At 72.8% G+C, this 24143-nt stretch carries 21 protein-coding genes; 14 read left to right on the top strand and 7 right to left on the bottom strand.

Annotation, left to right across the window (positions count from 1 at the left end):
* Positions 1–32 precede the first annotated feature (32 nt).
* From DRB89_RS21180 to DRB89_RS21195, 4 genes are all read left to right on the top strand, one after another.
* The gene (locus DRB89_RS21180; RefSeq protein ID WP_112451305.1) at positions 33–545 is read left to right on the top strand and encodes an XRE family transcriptional regulator; all 513 of its coding nucleotides are present in this window, start codon (positions 33–35) and stop codon (positions 543–545) included.
* A 243-nt stretch (positions 546–788) separates the two neighbouring features.
* Positions 789–1481: a hypothetical protein gene (locus DRB89_RS21185; protein WP_112451306.1), complete on the top strand. Its 693-nt coding sequence runs from the start codon at positions 789–791 to the stop codon at positions 1479–1481.
* A gap of 1 nt (position 1482) precedes the next feature.
* Positions 1483–2652 (top strand): MAB_1171c family putative transporter, encoded by a 1170-nt coding sequence (locus tag DRB89_RS21190; RefSeq protein ID WP_112451307.1) that lies wholly within the window; start codon positions 1483–1485, stop codon positions 2650–2652.
* A complete protein-coding gene (locus tag DRB89_RS21195) occupies positions 2649–3245 on the top strand; it encodes a hypothetical protein (RefSeq protein ID WP_239516265.1) in 597 nt (198 codons plus the stop codon). Before DRB89_RS21190 ends, DRB89_RS21195 begins: the two co-directional genes overlap by 4 nt.
* Before the next feature lie 129 nt (positions 3246–3374).
* Here the strand turns inward: DRB89_RS21195 and DRB89_RS43760 are convergent, their stop codons facing one another.
* Together DRB89_RS43760 and lanL are read right to left on the bottom strand one after the other, a co-directional pair.
* Positions 3375–3500: an ALQxL family class IV lanthipeptide gene (locus DRB89_RS43760; protein WP_189745961.1), complete on the bottom strand. Its 126-nt coding sequence runs from the start codon at positions 3498–3500 to the stop codon at positions 3375–3377.
* Between the two features lie 88 nt (positions 3501–3588).
* Positions 3589–6576: a class IV lanthionine synthetase LanL gene (lanL, locus tag DRB89_RS21200; protein WP_112451308.1), complete on the bottom strand. Its 2988-nt coding sequence runs from the start codon at positions 6574–6576 to the stop codon at positions 3589–3591.
* Between the two features lie 186 nt (positions 6577–6762).
* Here lanL and DRB89_RS21205 point away from each other — a divergent pair, with 186 nt between their 5' ends.
* The 9 genes from DRB89_RS21205 (at position 6763) to DRB89_RS21245 (ending at position 17120) form a co-directional block, all read left to right on the top strand.
* On the top strand, positions 6763–7887 hold the full coding sequence (locus tag DRB89_RS21205) for a hypothetical protein (protein ID WP_112463383.1): 1125 nt from the start codon (positions 6763–6765) through the stop codon (positions 7885–7887).
* A 137-nt stretch (positions 7888–8024) separates the two neighbouring features.
* Complete coding sequence (locus DRB89_RS21210; RefSeq protein WP_112449718.1) at positions 8025–9302, top strand: amidohydrolase; 1278 nt, start codon at positions 8025–8027, stop codon at positions 9300–9302.
* Positions 9303–9520: 218 nt separating this feature from the next.
* Entirely contained in the window at positions 9521–10564 is a 1044-nt protein-coding gene (locus tag DRB89_RS21215; RefSeq protein ID WP_112449717.1) for a BMP family ABC transporter substrate-binding protein, read from the top strand.
* Positions 10565–10794: 230 nt separating this feature from the next.
* Positions 10795–12462, top strand: a complete 1668-nt coding sequence (locus DRB89_RS21220; protein ID WP_239516824.1) for an ABC transporter ATP-binding protein — start codon at positions 10795–10797, stop codon at positions 12460–12462.
* On the top strand, positions 12459–13574 hold the full coding sequence (locus tag DRB89_RS21225; protein WP_112449715.1) for an ABC transporter permease: 1116 nt from the start codon (positions 12459–12461) through the stop codon (positions 13572–13574). The genes DRB89_RS21220 and DRB89_RS21225 overlap by 4 nt, the downstream gene beginning before the upstream one ends.
* Positions 13571–14836, top strand: coding sequence for an ABC transporter permease (locus tag DRB89_RS21230; protein ID WP_112449714.1), 1266 nt, complete (start codon positions 13571–13573; stop codon positions 14834–14836). The genes DRB89_RS21225 and DRB89_RS21230 overlap by 4 nt, the downstream gene beginning before the upstream one ends.
* On the top strand, positions 14833–15225 hold the full coding sequence (locus tag DRB89_RS21235; RefSeq protein ID WP_112449713.1) for a cytidine deaminase: 393 nt from the start codon (positions 14833–14835) through the stop codon (positions 15223–15225). Before DRB89_RS21230 ends, DRB89_RS21235 begins: the two co-directional genes overlap by 4 nt.
* 108 nt (positions 15226–15333) lie before the next feature.
* Positions 15334–16611: a thymidine phosphorylase gene (locus DRB89_RS21240; RefSeq protein ID WP_112449712.1), complete on the top strand. Its 1278-nt coding sequence runs from the start codon at positions 15334–15336 to the stop codon at positions 16609–16611.
* 173 nt (positions 16612–16784) lie between these two features.
* Positions 16785–17120, top strand: coding sequence for an STAS domain-containing protein (locus DRB89_RS21245; RefSeq protein ID WP_239516266.1), 336 nt, complete (start codon positions 16785–16787; stop codon positions 17118–17120).
* Here DRB89_RS21245 and DRB89_RS21250 read toward each other — a convergent pair.
* From DRB89_RS21250 to DRB89_RS21265, 4 genes are all read right to left on the bottom strand, one after another.
* Positions 17016–18017 (bottom strand): sigma-70 family RNA polymerase sigma factor, encoded by a 1002-nt coding sequence (locus DRB89_RS21250; protein ID WP_112449711.1) that lies wholly within the window; start codon positions 18015–18017, stop codon positions 17016–17018. The two genes, DRB89_RS21245 and DRB89_RS21250, sit on opposite strands and share 105 nt — an antisense overlap.
* A gap of 92 nt (positions 18018–18109) precedes the next feature.
* A complete protein-coding gene (locus DRB89_RS21255; protein ID WP_239516267.1) occupies positions 18110–19087 on the bottom strand; it encodes an RNA-binding protein in 978 nt (325 codons plus the stop codon).
* Position 19088: 1 nt separating this feature from the next.
* Positions 19089–20312 (bottom strand): DUF402 domain-containing protein, encoded by a 1224-nt coding sequence (locus DRB89_RS44725; protein ID WP_239516268.1) that lies wholly within the window; start codon positions 20310–20312, stop codon positions 19089–19091.
* Between the two features lie 67 nt (positions 20313–20379).
* The gene (locus tag DRB89_RS21265) at positions 20380–21693 is read right to left on the bottom strand and encodes an MFS transporter (protein WP_112449710.1); all 1314 of its coding nucleotides are present in this window, start codon (positions 21691–21693) and stop codon (positions 20380–20382) included.
* A gap of 99 nt (positions 21694–21792) precedes the next feature.
* On the opposite strand from DRB89_RS21265, the gene DRB89_RS21270 reads away from it, so the two are divergent.
* Positions 21793–22749: a LysR family transcriptional regulator gene (locus DRB89_RS21270; RefSeq protein ID WP_112449709.1), complete on the top strand. Its 957-nt coding sequence runs from the start codon at positions 21793–21795 to the stop codon at positions 22747–22749.
* Here the strand turns inward: DRB89_RS21270 and DRB89_RS21275 are convergent.
* On the bottom strand, positions 22670–23815 hold the full coding sequence (locus DRB89_RS21275) for a helix-turn-helix transcriptional regulator (protein ID WP_239516269.1): 1146 nt from the start codon (positions 23813–23815) through the stop codon (positions 22670–22672). The genes DRB89_RS21270 and DRB89_RS21275 overlap by 80 nt on opposite strands.
* Positions 23816–24143: the final 328 nt, after the last annotated feature.

Genomic DNA, 24143 nt, shown 5'->3' on the forward strand with positions numbered 1-24143 from the left:
GGATCCAGCGGTAGACAGGAGCGGTGACGGTGATGGGTGAGGGGACCCCCACCGACGGGCGGGACACCATGGGCGCCCGCCTCGGCTTCTTGATCGAGACGATCCACCCGGCGAGCCGCGGTCCGTACACGTACCAGGAGATCGCCGAGGGCACCAGGAACCTGCCCGGCCCCTCCGTCTCGCACGGCACGGTCCAGACCATCCGCTTGAACAACAATCCGAACCCCGGCATCGACTCGATCCGCGCGATCGCCAACTTCTTCGGCGTCACGGTCGGCTACCTCGCCGACGGCGAGAACGCCGAAGCGATCGAGCAGCGGATCGAGGAGCGGATCTCGCGGCTGCGCGAGGAGATGGGCAAGGCCGCCGCGGCCGACGAGTTCGCCCAGGTCCTGGAGGACGAGCAGGTCAAAGCCGCCGCCTTCCGCCTCAGCGGGCTGTCCGCCGGGTCCATGAGGTCCGTCACCGGCCTGATCAAGCAGCTCCGCAAGGCCGAAGGGCTTCCGGACGTGAACCCGCGCCGTCGCCGCCGCAAGGAATCCTGAAGGGAGCCCTGAGGGGAGCCCCGAGAGGAGTCCGGAAGGGATCCTGAGGCGCAAACCAGTCATGCTACTCGCGTGGACCACGGTGTTTCGGCCTGTCAGCACACGTCTTCCGGCCGCCCGTGAGGCTTCCGGTTACCCTCAAGCGTTCAGGCGTGCGAAATGGGCGGACGGCATGGGGCAGTTGGGCTTCGCGCCGCAGAGCCGCAGAGAGCCGCGGAGAGCCGACGGGCGGGGAGGGCGACCATGCGGTGGTGGAAGCGCGCCGATGCGGAGTGCGCCGCCGTCGCAGACCAGCTCGTCATCCCCCAGCCATTCGACCTCGAGGCCTTCTGTGAGGGCATAGCCGAGAAACGCGGCCGTCCCCTGATCCTGCTGCCCCTCGACGGGCCTGTAGACCCGGCCCTGCCGTGCGGGATCTGGCTCGGCCTGGACGTCGCCGACCTCGTGTTCTACGACGCCGTCGCCGCCGAGATCCTCAAGGTGCAGATCGTCCTGCACGAGATATCGCACATGCTGCTCGGACACGTCGCCCCCGAGCTCGAGATGCCGGAGCAGCCGTCGGAGCGCGAGATCGCCCGCGCCTCCGAGCACTTCCAGCGCCTGCTGGCGCGCACGCAGACGGCCGTCTCCGGTCTCGACAGCCCCGATCTTCCCGTGGCCTCGATCATCCGCGCCGAGGCGGCCCGGATCAGGAGCGTGGCCCGCGAGACCGAGTCCATCGACGAGGAACTCGGCCTCGACGTCAACCGCCTCGCGCACCTCATGGGGCGGAGCAAGTTCGCGAGCCCGCAGGAACGGCAGGCGGAGACCCTGGCCACGCTCATCCACGAACGGGCCGGCCGCTACACGACGCAGTCGATCTCCAGCGAGGCCGAGGACCGCCTCGCGCGCCTCCATGACGCCCTCGGGCACCCCGTTCGAAACACCTGGTCGTGAAGTGAAACACCTCGAGATCGCCGTCCTGACCATGCTCTGGGCCGTGACGGTCTGGCGGGTTCCCTCAGCCGTCCGCTCCGTCAAGCAGCGGGCCCTGTGGACCGCGTTCGCCGCCCTGACGCTCTCCATGACGCTCCGTCTGCCCGGGGTGATGCGCGCCCTGGACGAATGGGCGGGGGTCAACAACCTGTCCACCCTCGTCAAACACTGGCTGGGCATGATCGCGGCCGGCGCGGTCGTCGACTTCGTCGTCGCCATCGCCCGGCCGGAGACCGGCCGCCGGCTGCGCACCCGCCACTACGTCGCCCTCACGGCGATGGCGGTCATGGCGGTGCTGTTCTTCTTCTTCGTCCCGCGGCCCCGCGAAGTGACCGACTTCTTCGAGAAGAACGCGGGGAACGGTTGGGCGACGGCCTACTACCTCGTCTTCATCGTCTACCTCGGCATCGCCATGGCCACCGCCACCTGGCTCTTCTGGGGCAGCGCCCGGCACGCCAGCGCCCGGTGGCTGCGGACCGGCGTACGGCTCATGGGCATCGGAACCGCCGTCGGCGTGCTCTACACCCTGCTGCGGTTCGGGTACATGACGACCCGTCTCATCGGACTCACGGACAGCACCAGCGACATCGCGGTCGACAACGCCACCGACGCCCTGAAGTACATGGCGATCGGCTTCATCCTCGTCGGAAGCAGCATCCCGGCGTTCGGCGTGGCCTGGCGGACCGTCCAGGACGGCCGGCACTTCCGCCGGCTCCAGCCGCTCTGGCAGGACCTGACCGCGGTCACCCCCGACATCGTCCTCAGGACCGGACTCCTGCGCAGCCCGCGCCTGCGGCTGTACCGCAGGGTGATCGAGATCCGTGACGCCTCCCTGGCGCTCGACGCCTACGCCGCCGACGACATCCGCGAGCGGGCGCGGAGCGCCGCGCTGCGGGCGGGCTTCGACCCGGCGACGAGCCCCGCGGCCGAAGCCCTCTGGATGCGGGCCGCGCGCGAAGGCAAGGCCCGCGGCACCCTGCCGGTCGCGAGCACGCAGGAGCCGGCCACCGAGGGCATCGACGACCTCGACTTCGCCACCGAGGTCGACAAGCTCATCCAGATCGCGCGGATCTACCACTCCGCCGTGGCCGACGAGTTCCTCACCACCACCAGCCAGGAGGCCACGGCGTGACGACCACGCTCATCCGGTCGGAGGAGTCCCGGGCCGCGCGCCTGGTCACCGACGGGCTCGATCCCAAGACGTGGATCATCGCCGACACCGTTCTCATCGGCTGGCACACCGGCCGCCTCGCCGGGATCGGCTGGGGCCTCCTCGGCTGCCTGTTCGCCGCGGCCATCCCGCTGGCCTTCATCAAGTACGGCATCCGCCGCGGCCGTTGGGCCGACCGGCACGTCGGCCAGCGGCAGCAGCGCCTCGTCGTGATGACCTTCATCATCTTCTCGGTCGCCACCGGCATCCTGCTGCTGTGGGCCTTCGACGCCCCCCGGACCATGATCGCGCTGATCGCGGCCATGCTGGCCACCCTCGCCGCGCTCCTCGCCGTGACCCGGGCCTGGAAGATCAGCGTGCACGCCGCGGTGTCGTGCGGAAGCCTCGCCATGCTCGCGATGACGTACGGGCCCTGGGTCCTGCTCGCCTCCCCCGTGGTCGCCGTCGTCGGCTGGTCCCGGATCGAGCTGAAGGACCACACGGTCGCCCAGGTGATCGCGGGCGCCGCCCTGGGCGCGGCCGTCGCGGCCGCCACCTTCGCCCTGGTCCGTTAGGGCATCCCGGCCGGATCCCGCCGGATCCCGCGGCGCCCGCGACGCCCGCGACGCGGAGGAGGGGACCGGTGTGAGGCTCCGGTCCCCTCCTGGGGCGGCGTCAGGGGTCGCCGCCGGTTCAGCGGGCGATCAGCAGCCGCTGGTGTGCCAGCGGCAGGCCGTGATCAGTGCGGCGGCGTGCTCCTCGCCGCGGGCGTCCTCGGTACGGACGTCCTCGGGCAGGACCTGGAGGGCATCGATGTCGAACTCCGCCATGGCGGTCTCCTTCTGTGCGGATGGAACTGCGGATGGAACGCCGGCCCCGGAGGGGTCCGGCAGCCGGTGGCCGACGGCCACCGGACACTCATGGGTGGCCCGGTCCGCCCTCGGGCAGCCAGGCCCGCGGGCCGCCGTACCGCAGGCGCAGCAGCAGCGAGAGGCTCCCGGCCAGACCGGTGGCGTACTCGGCCAGTACGGACGTGCGGTTCTCGTCGGGCACCAGCAGCCGGCCGTCGCGCAGCACCGCCTGGGCCGCCATGTGCTCGACCAGCAGCTCGGCTCCGGCCCGGTGGCGCGCGTCGCCCGTCAGCTCGGCGGCGTCGAGCAGGAACTCGGCGTTGCCCGCGAGCCCGTGGCAGGTGGCGGCCGTATCGGTCACCCTGCCCGCCCGCACGGCGGCGGCCGCGCCCTCCACCAGGTCGGCGAGGCCCTCGCCGCCGGGGCCGGCGGCGGACCGGAGCCGGACCAGGAAGGTGCCCACGCCCGAGGAGCCGCTGCACCAGTGCCTGGCCAGGTCCGGGGAGCCCGACAGGTGCCGCGCCCGGTCCACCGGCCACAGCGTGCCCGCCGGTCCGCGGCGGGCGGCCGCCGCCAGGGTGGAGCCCGCCGCCACGGCCGCGGCGCGCAGCCGCTCGTCGCCCGTCGCCTCCCAGGCCAGGAGCAGGAAGGTGCCGACACCGGCCACCCCGTGCGCGAACCCGTAGTGCCAGGCGCCCGCGAGACCGGAGTCGAAGTCCTCGGGCACCGGCCAGAAGACGCCCTCGGGCGTGCTCCGCGCCGCTGCCAGCAGCCCTTCGGCGGCCTGCACGGCGCGGTCGAGGAAGCGCCGGTCCCCCGTGGTGCGCCAGAAGTGCAGCTGGGTCAGGCCGGCGCCGGCCGCGCCGTGGCAGACATCCGGGTTGGGCCACTCCAGGGGCAGCGCCAGGGCGAGGGCGAGGGCGCGTTCGGTGAGCGCCGCGTCCCCCAGCGCCCGGGCGGCGTCGAGCAGGGCCCAGGCCGTGCCCGACCGGCCGAAGTGGAGTCCGGGCAGGTTGCCGGGCAGCGCCTCCTGCCGGTCCGCCGTCCACAGCGCGGCCGTACGCAGCCCCGCGCGCAGGGCCTCCCGGGTGACGGGCGGCCCGTACGCGGAGTCACGCGCGGAGCCGTCCCCGGAGCCGTCCTGGGAGCCGTCCCGGGTGCCGTCCCGGGTGCCGGGGGCGGTCGCGTACGGGGATCCGGCCGCGAGGTCGTCCGCGTGGCGCAGGGCCCGGGCGAGCACGCCCACTCCGCCCGCCGAGCCGTGCTGGAGGGCCACCGGGTCGCAGGTCTCGCCGAAGGAGTCCGCGGCCCAGAGCCGGTCGGGGTCCGCCGGGCGCATGGTGGCCAGCAGGTGGGCGATGCCGTCGTGCAGCAGCCGTGCGCGCACCCGCGCCGCGTCCGTGGACCCGGCGGACCCCGTGGACCCGGCGGACCGCGTGGACCCGGTGGACCCCGTGGACCCCGCGGGGCCTCCGGGTGCCGTCGTCGGCGCCGGGCCGCCGTCGAGGGCCTCCCGGGCCCGCTCCAGGGTCCAGCGGTCCTCGGGCGCGTCGCGCATCAGCCCCCGGACCAGCGGCCCGTACCGTCGTACGAGCGGCTGGTCGCGGGCCAGCAGGTCCAGGAGCCGGGACAGCCGCTCCTCGTCCGGGCGGGCCCCCGCTGCGGGCCGGTCCGCCGCGAAGAGCGGATCGGCGCCGGTCAGGGCGTGCAGGATGGTGGCGCCCAGGGCGTACAGGTCCACGGCGGGCCCGAACGCGGGAGCCACCGGGTCGGCGGCGCGCAGTTCGGGGGCGGTATAGCCGCGGGTGGCGCCGAGCACCCAGCGCTCGCCCTGCGCGGCGGCCATCTCCAGGTCGATCAGCCGCAGCTGCCCGTCGGGGGTGACCATGACGTTGTTCGGGTTGAAGTCGTGCAGGGTGACGCCGAGTTCGTGGGCGGTGGCGACCAGTTCGAGCAGTTGTCGGACCAGGGGGCCGGCGGTCGGCCCGTCGGGGCAGGCGGAGCCCTCCCGGACCAGCCGCTCGGCGACGGTCCGGCGCAGGGTCGCCCCCGGCACCGACTCGGCGACCAGGAAGGCGCTGCCCTGCTGCTCGAACACCTCGACGAGCCGGGGAACCCGGTCGGGGAACCGCCGGCCGAAGTGGTCCAGCAGGGCCGCCTCCCGGCGCAGCAGGTCCCGTACGTCCAGCCCTTCGAGGCCGGCGCCCACATGGGGGCGGGCCTGCTTGACGACCACCCGGTCGCCGGTGGCGGTGTCCTCGGCCCGGAAGACGCCCCCCTTGTTGGAGTGCTGGATCGCCCCGCGCACGAGGTAGCGCCCGTTCAGCAGCACGGGCTTCGCGGTGGCCGTGCTGCGGGCCGGAGCGACCGGGCGGCCCGGGAACGGCTCGCCCGCCCAGGACGGCGGGCTGTACCAGGCGTTGCGCTCGTCGGACACCGGCCGGCCCTCGGGGTCGGTCAGGCGGGCGGCGAAGGCTCCGTCGGCCGTGAGTTCGGGGGCCGCCGCGAACACCCCGTAGCGGTAGTAGACCTGACTGTCCGGCAGGTAGCGCCGGTCGGAGAGGACCGCGGGTCCGGGCAGCCCCACGGTGGCCCGGTGCAACTCCTCGGCAAGCAGCCGGAACTGGGCGTCGTCGACCGGGTAGACCGTGATGAACTTGCCGGCCCCGCCCCGGGCGAAGCGCCCCGAGACCAGGGCGGCCACCCGTGCGGGGCTCGCCGCGAACTTGAACGGCGCCCGGTGGGCGGTCAGCACCTCGGCGGCCCGAGCCAGCACCAGCGGGGCCGAGAGCGGGGTGGCCGAGACGTGGAGCTTCCACCCCTGGGTGCGGCGGACGGCGTCCCCCGGCCGGACGTGGCACCAGAACGCGCCCGGTTCCACGGCCCAGCCGGCCGCGGCCCCGCCCCGGTCCCGGTCCCCCGCCGCGCCGGCCGTGTCCCGCGCGAGGACGGCGCGTACCAGATCGGGCAGCAGCGCCAGGTCCGCGGGACCTTCCGCGCGTGTCCGCCGCGGCCCGGTGAGGGACCGGGACGGAGTCTCGGGCAGTGATGACACGCTCTACGACCTCGCACTTCGCACTTCGCACGGCGGAACCAAGGGGGCGGACGGCAGCGGGCGGACGGCAGGAGCCGACGCGACGGCATCCCTAGAGGGCGGGCCTGATGTGGTCGTCGCCCCAGCTCGGGTCGAGGAGCGCGGCGGCGCGGTCCCGTTGACCCGGCCCCCCCCCCGCCCCCGACCCTGGCTTTCGTGGAGAGCCCGGTCCAGCTCCTCAACGTCCTGGAGTGGTCGTACGCCCAAGGCGGGGGCCGGCTCCTCGGAACCGTTCCGCGCCAGCCCGCCCGCGGCGGCGGCACCGGTCCGGCGGCGGTCGCGGCGGAGCCCTCCGCCCTGCGGATCGTCGTGCTCCCGCCCACCGACCCCATGTCCCGGGGCCAACTGCGCCGGATGGCGGGCCTGGCCCGGGACGAGGGCCACGAGGTCCGGTGGCAGGAGGCGCGCGGCGGCCGGCTCGCACCGCTCAAGGCGCTCGCCGCGCTCGCCCGTGACGTGCGGTCGGCCCGGCGGGTGGTCATAGGGGATCCGTTCTCCCGCTACGTACAGCTCCTGCTCACTCTCGTCCGGGCCGAGGAGCTCGTCGTCGTGGACGACGGCACCGCCACCATGGAGTTCGTCGCCCAGACGGCCCGCGGCGAGCGCCTCGTGCGCTGGCACCGGGCCGGCGGCGGCGGACTGCCGGGCCGGCTGCGCGAGCTGGCGTACGCGCCGGTCTCGGCGACCGCCCGGCGCCGGTTCACCCCGGGCCCCGCGACCGGCCGCCGCGTCGAGGTGTTCACCTCGATGCCGGTCACCGCGCACGGCACGATGACCGTCCGGCTCAACGACTTCGCCTGGACCCGGGCCCGCTTCGGCCCGCCCCGCCTGACCAAGGGCACCGACCTGGTCGGGACCTCGCTGGTGGAGACGGGCGTGGTCGACCCGGACCGCTATCTGGACGCGGTGCGCGCCCTGGCCCTGGAGCACGGCGCCACCCGCTACTTCGCGCACCGGCGGGAGTCCCCGGAGAAGCTGCGCGCCCTGAGCGAGGCCACCGGGCTGGAAATCGTCCGTCCGGACCTGCCGCTGGAGCTGATCGCCCGGCGCGGCCCGGTCGGCCGCACGATCGTCAGCTTCCCGTCCACGGTCGTCCACACGCTGCCGTACGCCCTGATCGGCACGGGCGTCAGGGTGGCCGTATGCGATGTGGATCCGGGCTGGCTCACGCCGTCCGCCTCGGACCGGGCCCGCGGTTTCCTCGCCGGGGTCACCGACACCGCCCGTGACGCGCACAGACTTCCTGCTCAGGCGGCTCCTGCGGCCGGATGAGCGCGCGAGTTTACCCCCGGGCTCATCCGGTCATGCGTCCAGAGGCCGGGTTTCTTTCCCCTAACGGCATGAACTTTTGGTGATCTCCGGCCAGTTGAGCCATGGGTGGGCCTACCCTTAAACGGGTGAACCAGTTGATGTCCCGCGAGTCCCAGACCGCCCAGCCCGCCGCGCCCGACCGGCCCGAGCTGCCCGGCAAGCTTCCGGACCACCTGCGTGCCGAACTGATCGCCTTCCGCCGGGACTTGCACATGCATCCCGAGCTAGGACACCAGGAGTTCCGCACGACGGCGGCGATCAAGGCCCGGCTGGAGAAAGCGGGCCTGCGCCCGAAGGTGCTGAAGTCGGGCACCGGACTCATCTGTGACGTGGGGACCTGGGACGGCGTGCGCCCCATGCTGGCCCTGCGCGCGGACATCGACGCCCTGCCCATCCCGGACGCCAAGACGCACGTCTCGTACCGCTCGACCGTCCCGGACCGCGCCCACGCCTGCGGCCACGACGTGCACACCGCCGTCGTCCTCGGTGCCGGCCTGGTCCTCGCCGAGCTCGACCGCCAGGGGCTGCTGCCCCGCCCGGTGCGGCTGCTCTTCCAGCCCGCCGAGGAGGTGCTGCCGGGCGGCGCCACCGAGGCCATCGACTCCGCGGTGCTGGACGGCGTGGGCAAGATCGTCGCGGTGCACTGCGACCCGCGGGTCGACGCGGGCCGGATCGGCCTGCGCAGCGGGCCCATCACCTCGGCCTGCGACCGCCTGGAGGTCACCCTCGAGGGCCCGGGCGGGCACACCGCCCGCCCGCACCTGACCACCGACCTGGTGACGGCCGCCGCCCGGCTCGCCCTCGACCTGCCGGCCGTGCTGGCCCGGCGGATGGACGCCCGCTCGGGCATGTCGGTCACCTGGGGCCGGATCGAGGCCGGGCACGCCTGCAACGTCATCCCGATGCACGCGGAGCTGTCCGGAACCGTTCGGTGCCTGGACCTGGCCTCCTGGCACGAGGCCCCGGACCAGATCCACGCCGTCATCGACGAGATCGCCTCGATGCACCGCGCCAAATCGGAGATCACCTACGTCCGCGGGGTCCCCCCGGTCGTCAACGATCCGGTGGTCACCGAACTGCTGCGCGAGGCGATGGGCGCCCGGCGCGGCTCCGACTCGGTCGAGGACACCGAGCAGAGCCTGGGCGGGGAGGACTTCTCCTGGTACCTGGAGCACGTGCCCGGAGCCATGGCGCGCCTGGGTGTCCGTACCCCCGGCGACACGGCCAAGCGCGATCTGCACCGGGGCGACTTCGATGTGGACGAGGCCGCGATCGGGGTCGGCGTGGAGTTCTTCACGGCCGCGGCCCTGCTCGACGGCGCGCCGTTCGAAGGGCGGCGCGCCAGGTCCGCGGGGCCGGCCGGGTCCGCGGGGTAGGAATCCCTACCGCATCGGCGGATGATCCGGCGGGTACGTCCAGCCCTTGGTACGCAAGGGCTGGACGCGTCGCGAGTTACCGGCCGGTCACTGTCTGGTTCACGACGATCCGATAACGACTCATGAACGGGCCTTTAACTGACATCTACGCGCGTTACGATCGCCGCGAAACCAGCGCCGGCCGTGGCGCTTCGGTCAGGTTTTGAAGGAGCCTCCCCTTGCGCCGGATCACCAGGATCGCCACCGTGGGCATCGCAGCCTCCGCGCTGGCCCTCTCGGCCACCGCCTGTGGCGGAAAGTCGTCCTCGGATTCCTCTTCGAAGGAGCCCAGCGCCGCCATCGCGTACGACATCGGTGGCCGCGGCGACCAGTCGTTCAACGATGCCGCCTACGCGGGTCTGCAGCAGGCCGAGAAGGACCTGCAGATCAAGGGCGCCGAGGCGGAGCCCACCGACGGTGAGGGCGAGGCCGACAAGGTCCAGCGCCTCACCGAGCTGGCCCGCAAGGGCAACAACCCGGTCATCGGCGTCGGTTTCGCCTACGCGCCGGCCATCAAGAAGGTCTCCGAGAAGTTCCCGAAGACCACCTTCGGCATCATCGACGACACCTCGGTGACCGCGCCGAACGTCGCCAACCTGGTCTTCAACGAGGAGCAGGGCTCCTACCTGGCCGGCGTCGCCGCCGCCAAGGTGTCCAAGACCGGCACGGTCGGCTTCATCGGCGGTGTCGAGGTTCCGCTGATCAAGAAGTTCGAGGCGGGCTTCGTCCAGGGCGTCAAGGACACCAACCCGAACGCCAAGGTGCTCACCCAGTACCTGACCCAGCCGCCGAACTTCGACGGCTTCGCCAAGCCCGACCTGGGCAAGGCCGCGGCCGAGGGCCAGCTCGACAAGGGCGCCGACGTGGTCTACGCGGCCGCCGGTCTGGCCGGTTCCGGTGCCATCGAGGCCACCGCCGCCAAGGGCAAGTGGGCCATCGGCGTCGACTCGGACCAGTACAGCCAGGCCGGTCTGGCGAAGTACAAGGACCACATCCTGACCTCGGTCACCAAGCAGGTCTCGCAGTCCGTCTTCAACCTGATCAAGTCGGTCAAGGACGGCAAGCCGCAGGTCGGCGAGGTCCGCTACGGCCTCGACAAGGACGGCGTCGGCCTGGCCGACTCCAACCCCGAGTACAAGAAGATGACCGACGTCATCGCCGCGGTGGAGAAGGCCAAGGCCGACATCATCGCCAAGAAGATCGAGGTCAAGACCGCGCCGTAAGGCAGCGTCTGACATGCGGTTAGCGTGCACCCGGGGTCCGGGAAGCGGTCACCATCGCTCCCGGGCCCCGGCCCGTGTCACGTGGTTTCATGTGATCTTGTGGCCGGTTGGCCGCAAGTTTTCACTTTCGACAGTGCTACGCGCGTAGAAGCATCGTGGACGCGATACTTTCTCCCCCCGCCCTGTCCCCTCCCTGCCTTCAGCTCCTTCCGCGCCAAGGAGAGTGCGTCATCAACGCGTCCAGCCCGCCCCCCGCCGTAGAACTGCACGGCATCACCAAGCGCTTCCCCGGCGTCGTCGCCAACAAGGACATCGCGATCACCGTCCGCAAGGGCACGGTCCACGCCCTCGTCGGTGAGAACGGCGCCGGCAAGTCGACTCTGATGAAGATCCTCTACGGCATGCAGAAGCCGGACGAGGGGACCATCGCCATCGACGGGGAGCAGGTCTCCTTCACCAGCCCCGGCGACGCCATCGCCCGCGGCATCGGCATGGTGCACCAGCACTTCATGCTGGCCGACAACCTCACCGTCCTGGAGAACGTGGTTCTCGGCGGCGAGAAGCTCTACGGCATCGGCGCGAAGGCCCGCAAGAAGATCAAGGAGATCTCGGACGCGTACGGCCTCGGCGTGCGCCCCGACGCGCTGGTCGAGGACCTCGGCGTCGCCGACCGGCAGCGCGTGGAGATCCTCAAGGTCCTCTACCGCGGCGCCAAGATCCTCATCCTCGACGAGCCGACCGCCGTGCTCGTGCCGCAGGAGGTGGACGCCCTCTTCGACAACCTGCGCGAGCTCAAGTCCGAGGGCCTGACCGTCATCTTCATCTCGCACAAGCTGGGCGAGGTCCTGAAGGTCGCCGACGACATCACCGTCATCCGGCGCGGCACCACGGTCGGCACCGCCGACCCGCGCACCACCACGACCAAGCAGCTCGCCGAGCTGATGGTCGGCTCCGAGCTCCCGTCGCCCGAGACCCGCGAGTCCACGGTGACCACCACCCCGATGCTCCAGGTCGAGTCCCTGACGATCGCCGAGGGCGGCGCGCCCGTGGCCACGGAGGACACCGCGCGCACGCCGGGGCTGCCGGACGCCAACGTGCGCGAGAGCGCGGCCGCCGGCCGCCTCCTGCTCGACGGGATCAGCTTCACGATCCACAAGGGCGAGATCCTCGGCATCGCGGGCGTCGAGGGCAACGGCCAGACCGAGCTCATCGAGGCCCTCATGGGCATGATGACCCCCGACGCGGGCGCCATCACCCTCGACGGCAAGGACATCACCAAGGCCCCGGTCCGCAAGCGGCGCGAGGGCGGCATCGGCTACATCCCCGAGGACCGCCACCGCCACGGACTGCTGCTGGAGTCCTCCCTCTGGGAGAACCGCATCCTCGGCCACGTCACCGAGGCCCCCAACTCCAAGCGCGGCATCCTCGACCCGAAGGCCGCCCGCAAGGACACCGAGCGGATCGTGCGCGAGTACGACGTCCGCACGCCCGGCATCGAGGTCACCGCGGCCTCGCTCTCCGGCGGCAACCAGCAGAAGCTGATCGTCGGCCGCGAGATGAGCCACAACCCGAAGTTCCTCATCGCGGCCCACCCCACGCGCGGCGTGGACGTCGGCGCGCAGGCGCAGATCTGGGACGCGATCCGCGAGGCCCGCCGCGAGGGCCTGGCCGTCCTGCTGATCTCGGCCGACCTGGACGAGCTCATCGGCCTGTCCGACACCCTGCGCGTCATCTACCGCGGCCGCCTGGTCGCCGACGCGGACCCCGCGACCGTCACCCCGGAGGAGCTCGGCACCGCCATGACGGGCGCCGCCTCCGGGCACCTGGAAGCCACCGACAACCACTCCGCCGCCGGCACGGAAACCCGTACCGACTCCCCGGAGGACGAGGCCCGATGAAGAAACTCGACAAGGACCGGCTGCTCCTCGGCTTCGCCGGGCCCGCGCTCGCGCTGGTCACCGCCTTCGTGCTGACCATGGCCGTGCTGGGCGCGACGGGCATCAACCCGATCGAACCGCTGCGCCTGATGGTGGAGAACGCCGGTTTCCAGGACATCCAGATCCTGATCGTGAACCAGGCGGGCACCTACTACCTGGCGGCCCTGGCCGTGGCCATCGGCTTCCGGATGAACCTCTTCAACATCGGCGTCGACGGCCAGTACCGGCTCGCCGCGATGATCTCGGCCGTGGTCGGCACCGCCGTATCCCTGCCCGGGCCGCTGCACATCCTGCTGATCGTGGTCGTCGCCATGCTGACCGGTGCCTTCTGGGCCGGTATCGCGGGTGTCCTGAAGGCCAAGCGCGGAGTCAGCGAGGTCGTCTCCACGATCATGCTGAACGCCATCGCGACCAGCCTGATCGCCTATCTGATCCTGCCGAAGAACCTCGGCGTCCAGCCCGCGGGCTCGAACGACCTGACCACGGGCGACATCGCCTCGTCCGGCTGGTTCCCGGCGCTCCCGATCGGCGACGGCCTGGAGATCTACGGCTTCACCTTCGTCGCCTTCGCCCTGGGCATCGTCTACTGGTTCGGACTGAACCGGACCCGCTTCGGCTTCGACCTGCGCGCCACCGGCGCCAGCGAGTCCGCCGCCCAGGCCTCCGGCGTGGACGCCAAGAAGATGATCATCACCTCGATGCTCATCTCCGGCGCGGTCGCCGGCCTCGCCGGCATGCCGCAGCTGCTGGGCGAGACCCACACGTACAACCTGTCCTTCCCGGCCGGCATCGGCTTCACCGGCATCACCATCGCGCTGCTCGGACGCAACAGCCCGGTCGGCATCTTCTTCGCCGCGTTCCTGATGGCCTTCATCGACAAGGCCTCGGCCTCGCTCGACACGGCCGGGTACGCGAAGGAGATCGGCACGATCATGAAGGGTCTGATCGTGATCGCGGTCGTCGTCTCCTACGAGCTCGTCCGCCGTTACGGGATCCGACGCCAGCAGCAGAAGGTCGGCGAGGAACTCGCCGCCGGCGGCGCCATCAAGACCGACAAGGAGGTCGCGGCGTGAGCACCAGCACCGTTTCCGCGACGAGCGCCGCCCCCAAGAAGCCGGGCGGCCGCAAGAAGCTCACCCTCCCGTGGATGATGCTGATCATCGCGGGCGGCCTCGCGCTGATCTCGCTGGTCCGCGTGATCAGCGGCGCGAACGACCTGACCTCGGTCGGCCAGGTCTCCGGGGCGCTCTCCCTCGCCGTGCCGATCGGCCTCGCCGGACTCGGCGGCCTGTGGGCCGAGCGCGCGGGCGTCGTCAACATCGGCCTCGAAGGCATGATGATCCTCGGCACCTGGTTCGGTGCCTGGGCCGGCTACCAGTGGGGCCCGTGGACCGGCGTCATGGCCGGTCTGATCGGCGGCGCCATCGGCGGCCTGCTGCACGCGATCATCACGGTCACCTTCAACGTCAACCACATCGTCTCCGGTGTGGCCATCAACATCCTGGCGCTGGGCTTCACCCAGTACCTGTCGAACTTCACCTTCGCGGACGCCGCGGGCGGTTCCTCCAAGCAGTCCCCGCGCGTCGAGCCGATCTACAAGATCACGGTGCCAGGGCTGTCGGACTGGATGTCGACCCTCCAGGGCAAGCACTGGTTCTTCATCTCGGACCTCGCCGGCGTCATCGGCGGGCTGGTCACCGGCCTGTCGCTGCTGACCGTCGTCGCGCTGCTGCTGATCCCCGGCACCTGGTGGGTGCTGTGGCGCACCACCTTCGGCCTGCGGCTGCGCTCCTGCGGCGAGAACCCCGTCGCCGCCGAATCGCTCGGCGTCAACGTCTACAAGTACAAGTACATCGCCGTCATCGTCTCGGGCGCCCTCGCGGGCCTGGGCGGCGTGTTCCTGTCGATCGTGGCCAGCCCGATCTACCAGGAGGGCCAGACCGGCGGCCGCGGCTACATCGGCCTCGCCGCGATGATCTTCGGCAACTGGATGCCGGGCGGCATGGCGCTGGGCGCCGGCCTGTTCGGCTTCACCGACAGCCTCAAGCTGCGCGGCGGCGCGGAGAACGTCCACGCGATGCTGCTGCTCCTCGCGATCCTCCTCGTGCTGGTCGTGGCCTGGCAGCTGTACAAGAAGAAGTACGTCCAGGCCGGCATCTCCGCGGCCTTCGCCGTGCTGCTGTTCGTCTGGTACGCGCTGACCGACGCGGTGCCCAGCCAGTTCGTCGACGCCGCCCCGTACCTGACCACGCTGCTGGTGCTCGCGCTGTCCGCGCAGCGCCTGCGGATGCCGAAGGCGGACGGCATGCCGTACCGCAAGGGCCAGGGCAAGTGAGCACCGCTCCCGACTGGGAGTCCCTGCGCGAGGCCGCCCGGGAGGCCATGTCCCGGGCGTACGCCCCGTACTCGGGCTTCCCGGTCGGCGTCGCGGCGCTGGTCGACGACGGGCGCACCGTCGTCGGCTGCAACGTGGAGAACGCCAGCTACGGGCTCGGCCTGTGCGCCGAATGCGGCCTGGTCTCCTCCCTCCAGGCCACGGGCGGCGGCCGGCTGACGCACTTCACGTGCGTGGACGGCAAGGGCGAGATCCTCGTCCCGTGCGGGCGCTGCCGCCAGCTGCTGTTCGAGTTCGGCGGCGCCGAGCTCCAGGTGGAGACGCCCGAGGGCGTCCTGCCGCTCTCCGCGATGCTGCCGCAGGCCTTCGGGCCCGACCATCTGAGATAGCCGTACCGACGGCCCTCCGCCCCTGCCGGGCGGGGGGCCGCCGTCCTTCCACCACCGGTCACCGGTAACCCCTCTCCTGTCTCTATGCGCGTAGAAGGAAGCACTTCCATGGACGTCATCTCCGTCATCCGCACCAAGCGGGACCGCGGTGAACTGAGCCCCGAGCAGATCGACTGGGTCATCGACGCGTACACGCGCGGTGTGGTCGCCGACGAGCAGATGTCGGCGCTGGCGATGGCCATCCTGCTCAACGGCATGAACCGCACCGAGATCGCCCGCTGGACCGCCGCGATGATCGCGAGCGGCGAGCGGATGAACTTCGACTCCCTCTCCCGCCCGACCGCGGACAAGCACTCCACGGGCGGCGTCGGCGACAAGATCACCCTGCCGCTGGCCCCGCTCGTCGCCGCCTGCGGCGCGGCCGTGCCCCAGCTCTCCGGCCGCGGCCTCGGCCACACCGGCGGCACCCTGGACAAGCTGGAGTCCATCCCCGGCTGGCGCGCGCTGCTCTCCAACGAGGAGATGCTGCACGTCCTGGAGACCACCGGCGCCGTCATCTGCGCGGCCGGCGACGGCCTGGCCCCGGCGGACAAGAAGCTCTACGCGCTGCGCGACGTGACCGGCACCGTCGAGGCCATCCCGCTGATCGCCTCCTCGATCATGTCGAAGAAGATCGCCGAGGGCACGGGCTCGCTCGTCCTGGACGTGAAGGTCGGCACCGGCGCCTTCATGAAGAACATCGAGGACGCCCGCGAGCTGGCCCGGACCATGGTGGGCCTGGGCACCGACTCGGGCGTCAAGACGGTCGCCCTGCTCACCGACATGTCCACCCCGCTCGGCCTCACCGCCGGCAACGCGCTGGAGATCCGCGAATCGGTCGAGGTGCTGGCCGGCGGCGGCCCCTCGGACGTGGTCGAGCTGACCCTGGCCCTGGCCCGCGAGATGCTGGACGCGGCGGGCATCAAGGACGCCGACCCGGCGAAGGCGCTGGCCGACGGCTCCGCGATGGACGTGTGGCGCCGGATGATCGCGGCCCAGGGCGGCGACCCGGACGCGGCCCTGCCCGTGGCCCGCGAGCAGCACGTGGTCACCGCCCCCGCGTCGGGCGTGCTCACGCGCCTCGACGCGTACGGCGTCGGCGTCGGCGCCTGGCGCCTGGGCGCGGGCCGCGCCCGCAAGGAGGACCCGGTCCAGGCGGGCGCGGGCATCGAGATGCACGCGAAGCCGGGCGACACGGTCACGGCGGGCCAGCCCCTGATGACCCTGCACACGGACACCCCGGAGAAGTTCGACTACGCCCTCGCGGCGCTGGACGGCACCTTCGACATCGCCGCGGCCGGCACGGCCTTCTCGGCGACCCCGATCGTCCTGGACCGCATCGCGTAACACCGCGCAGGACCGAGGCCGAGCCCTTCCCCGGCTCCATGAGGGGGAGGGCTTCGCCGTGCCCGGGCCCGCGCCGGTGCTCCAGCCGGCACAGGTGGCCCGGTGGGCAGGCTTCATCCGGCCGTTCCGTGCGCCCGCCGATGAGTTCCGGCAGGTGGGGGAGTCACCCCCACGTGACGATCAGACGGCTCGTACTGCCCGGACCCGGCCCGGCCGGACACGACACCGCGCGGCTGTGCGCCCGCCTGGCCCGCCTGTACGAGGACGGGGCCACGGCCGTGGAGTGCGACGCTGGGGCCGTCACCGCCCCCGGCCTCGCCGCCGTCGAGGCCCTGGCCAGGCTCCGGCTCGCCGCAGGGGGCCGGCCCTTCCGGGTCATCGGGGCCGGCCCCGCGCTGCGCGCCCTACTGGACCTCGTAGGACTCGTCGAGCTGCTCGGGGAGCCCGAAGAGCGGGAACCACCGGGCGGTGTCGAGGAAGGCGTTGAGCCCGACGATCTTCCCGTCTGACACCTCCAGCACCTGGAGCGCCCACGGGGTCCAGCCCGGCCGCCCGTCCTCGCGGGGCCGGTACTGGCCGAAGGCCGGCATGCCGTTCGCCGTGGTCGGGACCAGGCGTGAGCCCTTGCAGCCGATGCCCTGGTTCAGGTGCCAGGCCGCGATGTCCGCGTGGCCCTGGAGCCACAGGTCGAACGGCGGCATCGACAGCACCGCGTCCTCGTGCAGGAGGGCGGTCAGGCGGGTGATGTCATACGCCTCGAAGGCGGAGAGGTACTGCTCCAGCAGCTTCGCCTGGTCGCTGTCCAGTGGGTCCGCGGCCTCGCTCTCGCGCATGCGGGTGGCGGCGAGCGTCGCCCGGGCCCGTTGCAGGGCGCTGTTGACCGACGCGACGGTGGTGTCCAGCAGCGTCGCGACCTCGTCCGCCTTCCAGGCCAGCACCTCGCGCAGGATCAGCACCGCGCGCTGTTTGGCCGGCAGGTGCTGGAGCGCCGCGACGAAGGCGAGGCGTACGGACTCCTTGGCCAGCGCCATCTCCGCCGGGTCGGCGGTCTGCGGCAGCACCCGGCCGTCCGGGACCGGCTCCAGCCAGGTCACCTCGGGCCGCTCGTTGAGCTGGGCGGAGGCCTGGTGCTGCGGGGCGCTCAAATCCATCGGGCGGGCCCGCTTGTTCCCCGCGGTCAGCAGGTCCAGGCAGACGTTCGTGGCGATCCGGTACAGCCACGAGCGCAGGGAGGAGCGCCCTTCGAACGTGGCGAAGCTGCGCCAGGCACGGATGTACGTGTCCTGCACCGCGTCCTCGGCGTCGAAGGCGGAGCCGAGCATCCGGTAGCAGTAGCCGGTGAGTTCGACGCGGTACCGGTCCAGCGCGGCGTCCAGCCCGGGTCCGAGGTCGGTGGTCTCCGTCATGTCCCTTGATCCCCCTACTGGTTGTGGATGCTTCGGAAACTACCCGAGGCCTCTGACAACCGCAGCCCGGCACGCGGTGGCGAAACGTCGCCCTAGCGTGCCCACCGGGCCCGCACCACCCCGTCCGCGTCGGGGAGCACGGCGGTGACCAGGGGGTGGTGCTCGTCGGCGTAGACCGGCAGCAGTGCCGCGGCCCGGGCCCCGGCGAGCACCTGCGCCAGCTCCGCGCGGTCCTCCTCGTCGACGTGAGCGCTCGAGATCCGGCCGTCCGCGTCCTCCCACACGCACTCGAGGCTGAACTCCCCGGGGAGCCCCGCGAGCAGCCCGGCGGTGTCGGCCGACAGCCCCGGCCAGACGTGCAGGAGCGCGCGCGGCGCGAGCCCGGCCCGCACGGCGTCGAGCGACCTGCCGCTGCCGATCCGGTGCCAGCGCGTCCAGGCGTGCTGCTCCTCGATCAGTCCCGCCTCGCCGCGGGCCGCGCTCGCCCGGACCTGCTCCCAGAACCCCTCGTCGGCGGGCCGCAGCTCGTACGGGCCGTCGAACTCGGGTTCGTACGGCGAGACCTCGATCGGCTCCGCGAAGATCCCGAGCTCCCAGGTGCGGGCCACGGCCCCCTCGCAGGACGTGTGGGAGCCGACGTAGACGTACAGGTCCCACCCGACCTCCACGGCGAAGACCTCGCGCGCCCCCTCCGCCCCCTCCAGTCGGCAGTAGGGGCCGTCGCCGCGGAGCATGCCGCGCAGGAGCTCGAGCGCGACCGGTACCGTCACCCGCGCCCCGTCGTGGAAACCGGCCGGGCCGCCCGGGAACAGCCTGGTCAGCCCGTACCCCTCCACCGCCGGCTCCCGCCCGAAGTGAGCGGACCCGGACCCGCCGGGGACCCGCGGTTCCCGCACGGTGAGCGCCTCGATCCCGCTCTCGTCGGCGAAGGCCGCGACGGCCTCCAGGTACGCGGCCTCGACCGGCCCGTGGTCGCTGTCGGTGTCCTCCGACCCCCGGTAGGTCCCGTCGGGCGCCCGGTCGGCGGGGTCGTACTTGGTCACCCGGTAGGCGTAGGGCAGGAACGGCACGTCAGTCCTCGTCTTCCCCGTCGCCCGGCGCTCCGTACGCCGGGATGGTCCACCGCAGCACGCTCTCACCCGCGCGCTCCTCCAGCGACACCGGGTACACCTGCCCGTACGCCCGCTCCCCCCGGTGCCGCATGGAGTGGTCCCCACCGTCCCACCCGAGCCCGAGCACCCGGCACCCCCCGACCTCGACGACCCCGGCCCGCAGCGGGTGGTCCGCCCGGTCTGCGCGCCACTCTCCGCCCCGGCCCTCGAACGCGTCCAGCGCCCGGGCGTCGCCCAGGACCATGCCGCAGCGGTCGACCGGGAGGTCGCCGAGGGGGACCGGGCCGGGGCCGTGGGCTGCGTGGTCCCAAGGGAGGCCGAGCGCGACCTCGAGGACCGAGATCACCGGCTCGCCGTCGAACGGGGAGGGCGCGGTCCACGCCCGGACCGGGAGCGGCCGGTCGGTGGCGGCCGGGACGGCCATCGCCTCGTACCCCCACGTCGCGGGCGCGGCGGCCTCGCCGTCGTGGACGTGGCCGCCGCCCGCTGCCGCCGCGGCGAAGGCCTGCTCGGACCAGGGCCCGTCCCCGTCCCGCCGGTAGTCGATCCAGCCCGCCTTGCCCAGGACGAGCACCCCCGAGGGAACGGTGACCTCGCCCAGCGGCAGCGCCGGAAGGGTCGGCACCGTCCACGACGCCGGCGGGCGGAAATCGCACCACGTGCCGTCGAAGGGGAAGGCGGCCGCTTCGACGAGCGCCGCCACGCGCTCGCCCTCCGCGCGTATCCCGGCGGCCTCGGCCGCGGTCCAGTACACCGGGTGCCCCGTCTTCGCGGCGAAGGACTCCTCGTCCTTCCACCGCCACACCCGGTCCGGGGTGACCGTGATGTCCAGCTCCTGGTCGATCACGCGGACATCCGCACCGGACCGGGCACGGGACTCGAGGTTGACGTACCAGCCCCGGAACTCCTGCTCCTCGGTGAAGGTCCACCACACCGCGTGCCCGGCCCCGGCCGGCTGGAGGATCAGCGCGCCCCCGCGCCGCCACCGGCTCGCCCGCAGCGGGTACGAGCCGCCCGGCGGCAGGTCCCGCAGGTGGGCGCCGGGCGGGAGCTCGGCGCGCCAGACCGGCGAGCCCGGGGCTATCCACAGCAGCAGGCCGTCGGGGCGGTCCTCCACGACGCGGGCCGGACAGATCATGCTGACCGTGTCACCGAGGACCAGATGAAAGTTGACTAGGGGCATGACCGGCGATCATGCCACCCGGGTCCGTCGGTACGGCAGGGCGCCGGTGCGCCATCGCGTCAGGCCGTCAGCGGGCGGGCAGCGCCGCCGCGTGGGCCGCGCGGGCCGCGTGCGACCCGTACAGGGTGATCGAGACGACGCCGGCGACCGCGAGCAGCGCGATGGTGACCGTGGCCGCCCAGCCCGCCGAGTGGTAGGCGAGGGCGCCGAGCGTGCCGCCGGCGCTGGAGCCGACGTAGTACGCCGACTGGTAGAGCGCCGAGGCCTGCGCGCGGCCCGTCTTCGCGGTGCGGCTCACCGCGGCCGAGGCCACGGCGTGGCCCGCGAAGAAGCCCGCCGTGATCAGGACCAGCCCCAGCAGGATCGCGGTGAGGGAGTCCGCGAGGGACAGGAACAGGCCCAGCGCGGTCGTGGTCACCGCCAGGTAGAGCGCTCCGCGCCGGCCCGTGCGGGCCACCAGCTGACCGGCGGCCGCCGAGGAGGCCGTACCGACCAGGTAGACCAGGAAGATCGAGCCGATGACGCCCTGTCCGAGGGAGAACGGCTCGTCCACCAGCCGGTAGCCGATGACGGTGTACACCGCCCCGAACACGGTCATGAACAGCGCGCCGATCCCGTACAGCCGCAGCAGCAGCGGGTCGCGCAGATGGCCGGCGACGGTACGCCCCACCGCGCGCGGGTTCAGTGAGGCCGGCCGGAAGAACCGGGCCCGGGGGAGGAGGGCCAGGAAGGCCGCCGCGCAGGCCAGCGACATCAGGCCGACGGTCAGCACCCCGCCGCGCCAGCCCCACGCCTGCGCCGCCCAGCCGGTGACGAGGCGGCCGCTCATGCCGCCGATGGAGTTGCCCGCCACGAACAGGCCGATCGCGGCGACCAGTGCCTTCGGCTTGACCTCTTCCGCCAGGTACGCCATCGCGGAGGCCGGGATGCCGGCGATCGCCGCGCCCTGGACGGCGCGCAGCGCGATCAGCCACTCCAGGTTCGGCGCGAACGGCACGAGCAGGCCGACGCCGACCGCGACCGCCATCGAGCAGGTCATCATCCGGGTCCGGCCGAAGCGCTCCGAGAGCGCGCTGAGCGGCAGGACGAAGAGCGCGAGCGCGCCGGTGGCCGCGGAGACCGTCCAGCTGGCCTGACCCGCCGTCACGCCGAAGTCCGCGGAGATCGCGGGCAGCAGCGCCTGGGTGGAGTAGAGGAGGGCGAACGTGGCCAGTCCGGCGGCGAAGAGCGCGAGGCTGAGGCGGCGGTAGCCGGGGCGGCCGGGCTCGTGCGCCTCGGCGGCGGGCGCCGCCGCGGTGGCGGGGCCCTGGACGGGCGCTGCGGGAGACGACGGGGTGGAGGCACCCGCGGTGGCGGGTGCCCCGGTATGAGCGGGAGGCATGTCTCCGACCGTAGAGCGGCCCGTTTCATGCGTCCAATGCACAAATTCGCGATAATCAATCCATCCCCGCATCACCGCAGGTCGGATAGGCGCATATCGATGAGTCGTTACGAAGAAGACATGGCTGTGACACATGCGCTGGCCCCGCGCCTCGCGTACTTCGCGGCCGTCGCCCGGCACGAGCACGTCACCCGCGCCGCCCATGAGCTGGGCGTCCCCCAGTCCACCCTGTCGCGGGCCATGGTCCGGCTCGAACAGGACCTGGGCGTCACGCTGTTCGCGCGCAAGGGCCGTACGGTCGCGCTGACCACGGCCGGCCGCTCCTTCCTCGCCTCCGCGGAGCGCTCGCTGGCCGAGATCGCCCGCGCGGCCGGCTCCCTCCAGCAGGACGCGGACCCGGCCTTCGGGAAGGTCGCCTTCGGGTTCCTGCACACCCTGGGCTCCGAGACCGTGCCCGGCCTGATCCGGGCCTTCCGGGCCGACCATCCGGGCGTGCGGTTCTCCCTGGTCCAGAACTACGGCGAGGCCATGCTGGAGAAGCTGCGGGCCGGCGAGCTCGACCTCTGCCTGACCTCGCCGCTGCCCGACGCCCCCGACCTGGTGGCCCGCCGGCTGGACGAGCAGCGGCTGCGCCTGGTGGTCCCCGACGACCACCGCCTCGCCACCCGCAAGCGGATCCGGCTCGCGGAGGCCGCCGAGGAAACCTTCGTCACCCTGGAGCCGGGCTACGGCCTGCGCCGGATCACCGACGACCTGTGCGCCGAGGCCGGGTTCACGCCCCGGGTCGCCTTCGAGGGGGAGGAGGCGGAGACCCTGCGCGGGCTCGTCGCGGCCGGGCTCGGCGTCGCGCTGCTGCCGCCGCCCGCCGTGGCCAGGCCCGGGGTGGTCGAGCTGACGGTCACCGCCCCGCGCGCCGTCCGCGAGATCGGGGTGGCCTGGCGGGACGGGCATCCGGACACGCCGCCGGTGGCGGAGTTCAAGCGGTTCCTGCTGTCCCGTCGGGGTCGGCTGATCCCGGAGCTGGCGGAGCCCCTGGAGCCTCGGCCGGAGGCGTGAGCGGTCCGCCGGCGGCCAGGTCTGCGGCCAGGTCGGCAGCCCTGTCGGCAGCCCTGTCCGCACCGGCCGCCGCCGACAGCAGGAACCCCGCCTGGAAGCGGGACTTGGCGCCCACCGCGCGCATCACCTCCGCGATGTGGCGCTGGCAGGTCCGCTCGGACATGCCGAGCCGCCGCGCGATGGCCTTGTCCTCCAGCCCCTCCGCGAGGAGCCGGACGATGGTCTGGCGGAGCTCCTCGGAGATCGAGCGGGCCTGGTCCGGGCCGACGGTGGTGGCGAAGGGCTCCGCCTGGGCCCAGGAACGCTCGAAGGTCTGCACCATGAAGTGCACGACGTTCGGCTCGCGCACCAGCAGGGCGGCCTTGTCGTCGTCGCGGACCTCCAGCAGGCCGGTGCGCTGGTCGACCAGGATCATCCGCATCAGCCCGTCGCCGACCGTACGGACCTGCGAGCCGAGCGCGGCGACGCGCTCGACGTAGGCGGCCGTGGGCCGGGAGTAGCGGGCGGTGTGCTGGTAGATGGTGCGCAGCCCGACGCCCCGGGCCAGCATCGCCTCGTCCCGGCCGACCGCCTGCTCCAGGATCTCCGGGGAGCGGCCGCCGCCGGGGTGGCAGGTGAGCACCTCGCGCTCGGCCGAACCGACGAGCTCGCGGATCAGGTTCTGCAGCGCCGCCTGGTCGGTGACCAGCTCCAGGCCGTCCACCCCGTCCCGGTCGCGCTGGGTGCTGCCGGCCTCGTACCGCGGGATCAGCGACTCCAGACGGGCGCGCAGCCGGTCCATCTCGTCGTGGGTCTCGCGCATCCGCAGGGTGAGGGGGGCCAGGGTGCGGGCGGTGGCGGCCCGCGGGGAGACCGCGCTCCAGCGCCGCTCGCGCACGGTGCCGTTGCGGCAGGTCTCGGGGCGCGGCTGGAGCAGGTGGGCCGCCGCGAGCTCGGCGACGGCCGCCGCGGCGGGTTCGCCGAGGGCGAGGGAGGCTTCCGCTTCGGTGAAGGCGTGCCGCTCGGCCGCGTACCCGTACAGGCGCAGGGCGACGGGGCTCAACTGCTCCGCTTCATCTGCTGGCATGTGCATATTCGTCCCGGCCTATACCGATTCGTAAACCCCTCGTGTTCCCGCAAGGCGTCAAGACGATGCCCCTGGATCATCGTGAATATATGCCGAACCGGCACAGTGGTACCACGGCGTTCTCGGGGGAGGGCGCGGGCGTCATTGGGTCCGCGCTTCGCCGTCACGGCGTCGCGCCCGTACGCGGGTGCGTGCCTCTGGTGGTCGCGCCGGAGCCGATCGCGCCATCCGACCGTGAGGGGACGGACCGGCCGGTGCGGACGCGCCGCGCGACCACCAGACCCCAGCCTGTCGCGAGCCCGCCGCGGGCCTGTCGTGGGCCGGCCGG

Origin of the sequence: Streptomyces sp. ICC4 (assembly GCF_003287915.1) — a bacterium.
Classification (GTDB): Bacteria; Actinomycetota; Actinomycetes; order Streptomycetales; family Streptomycetaceae; genus Streptomyces; species Streptomyces tritrimontium.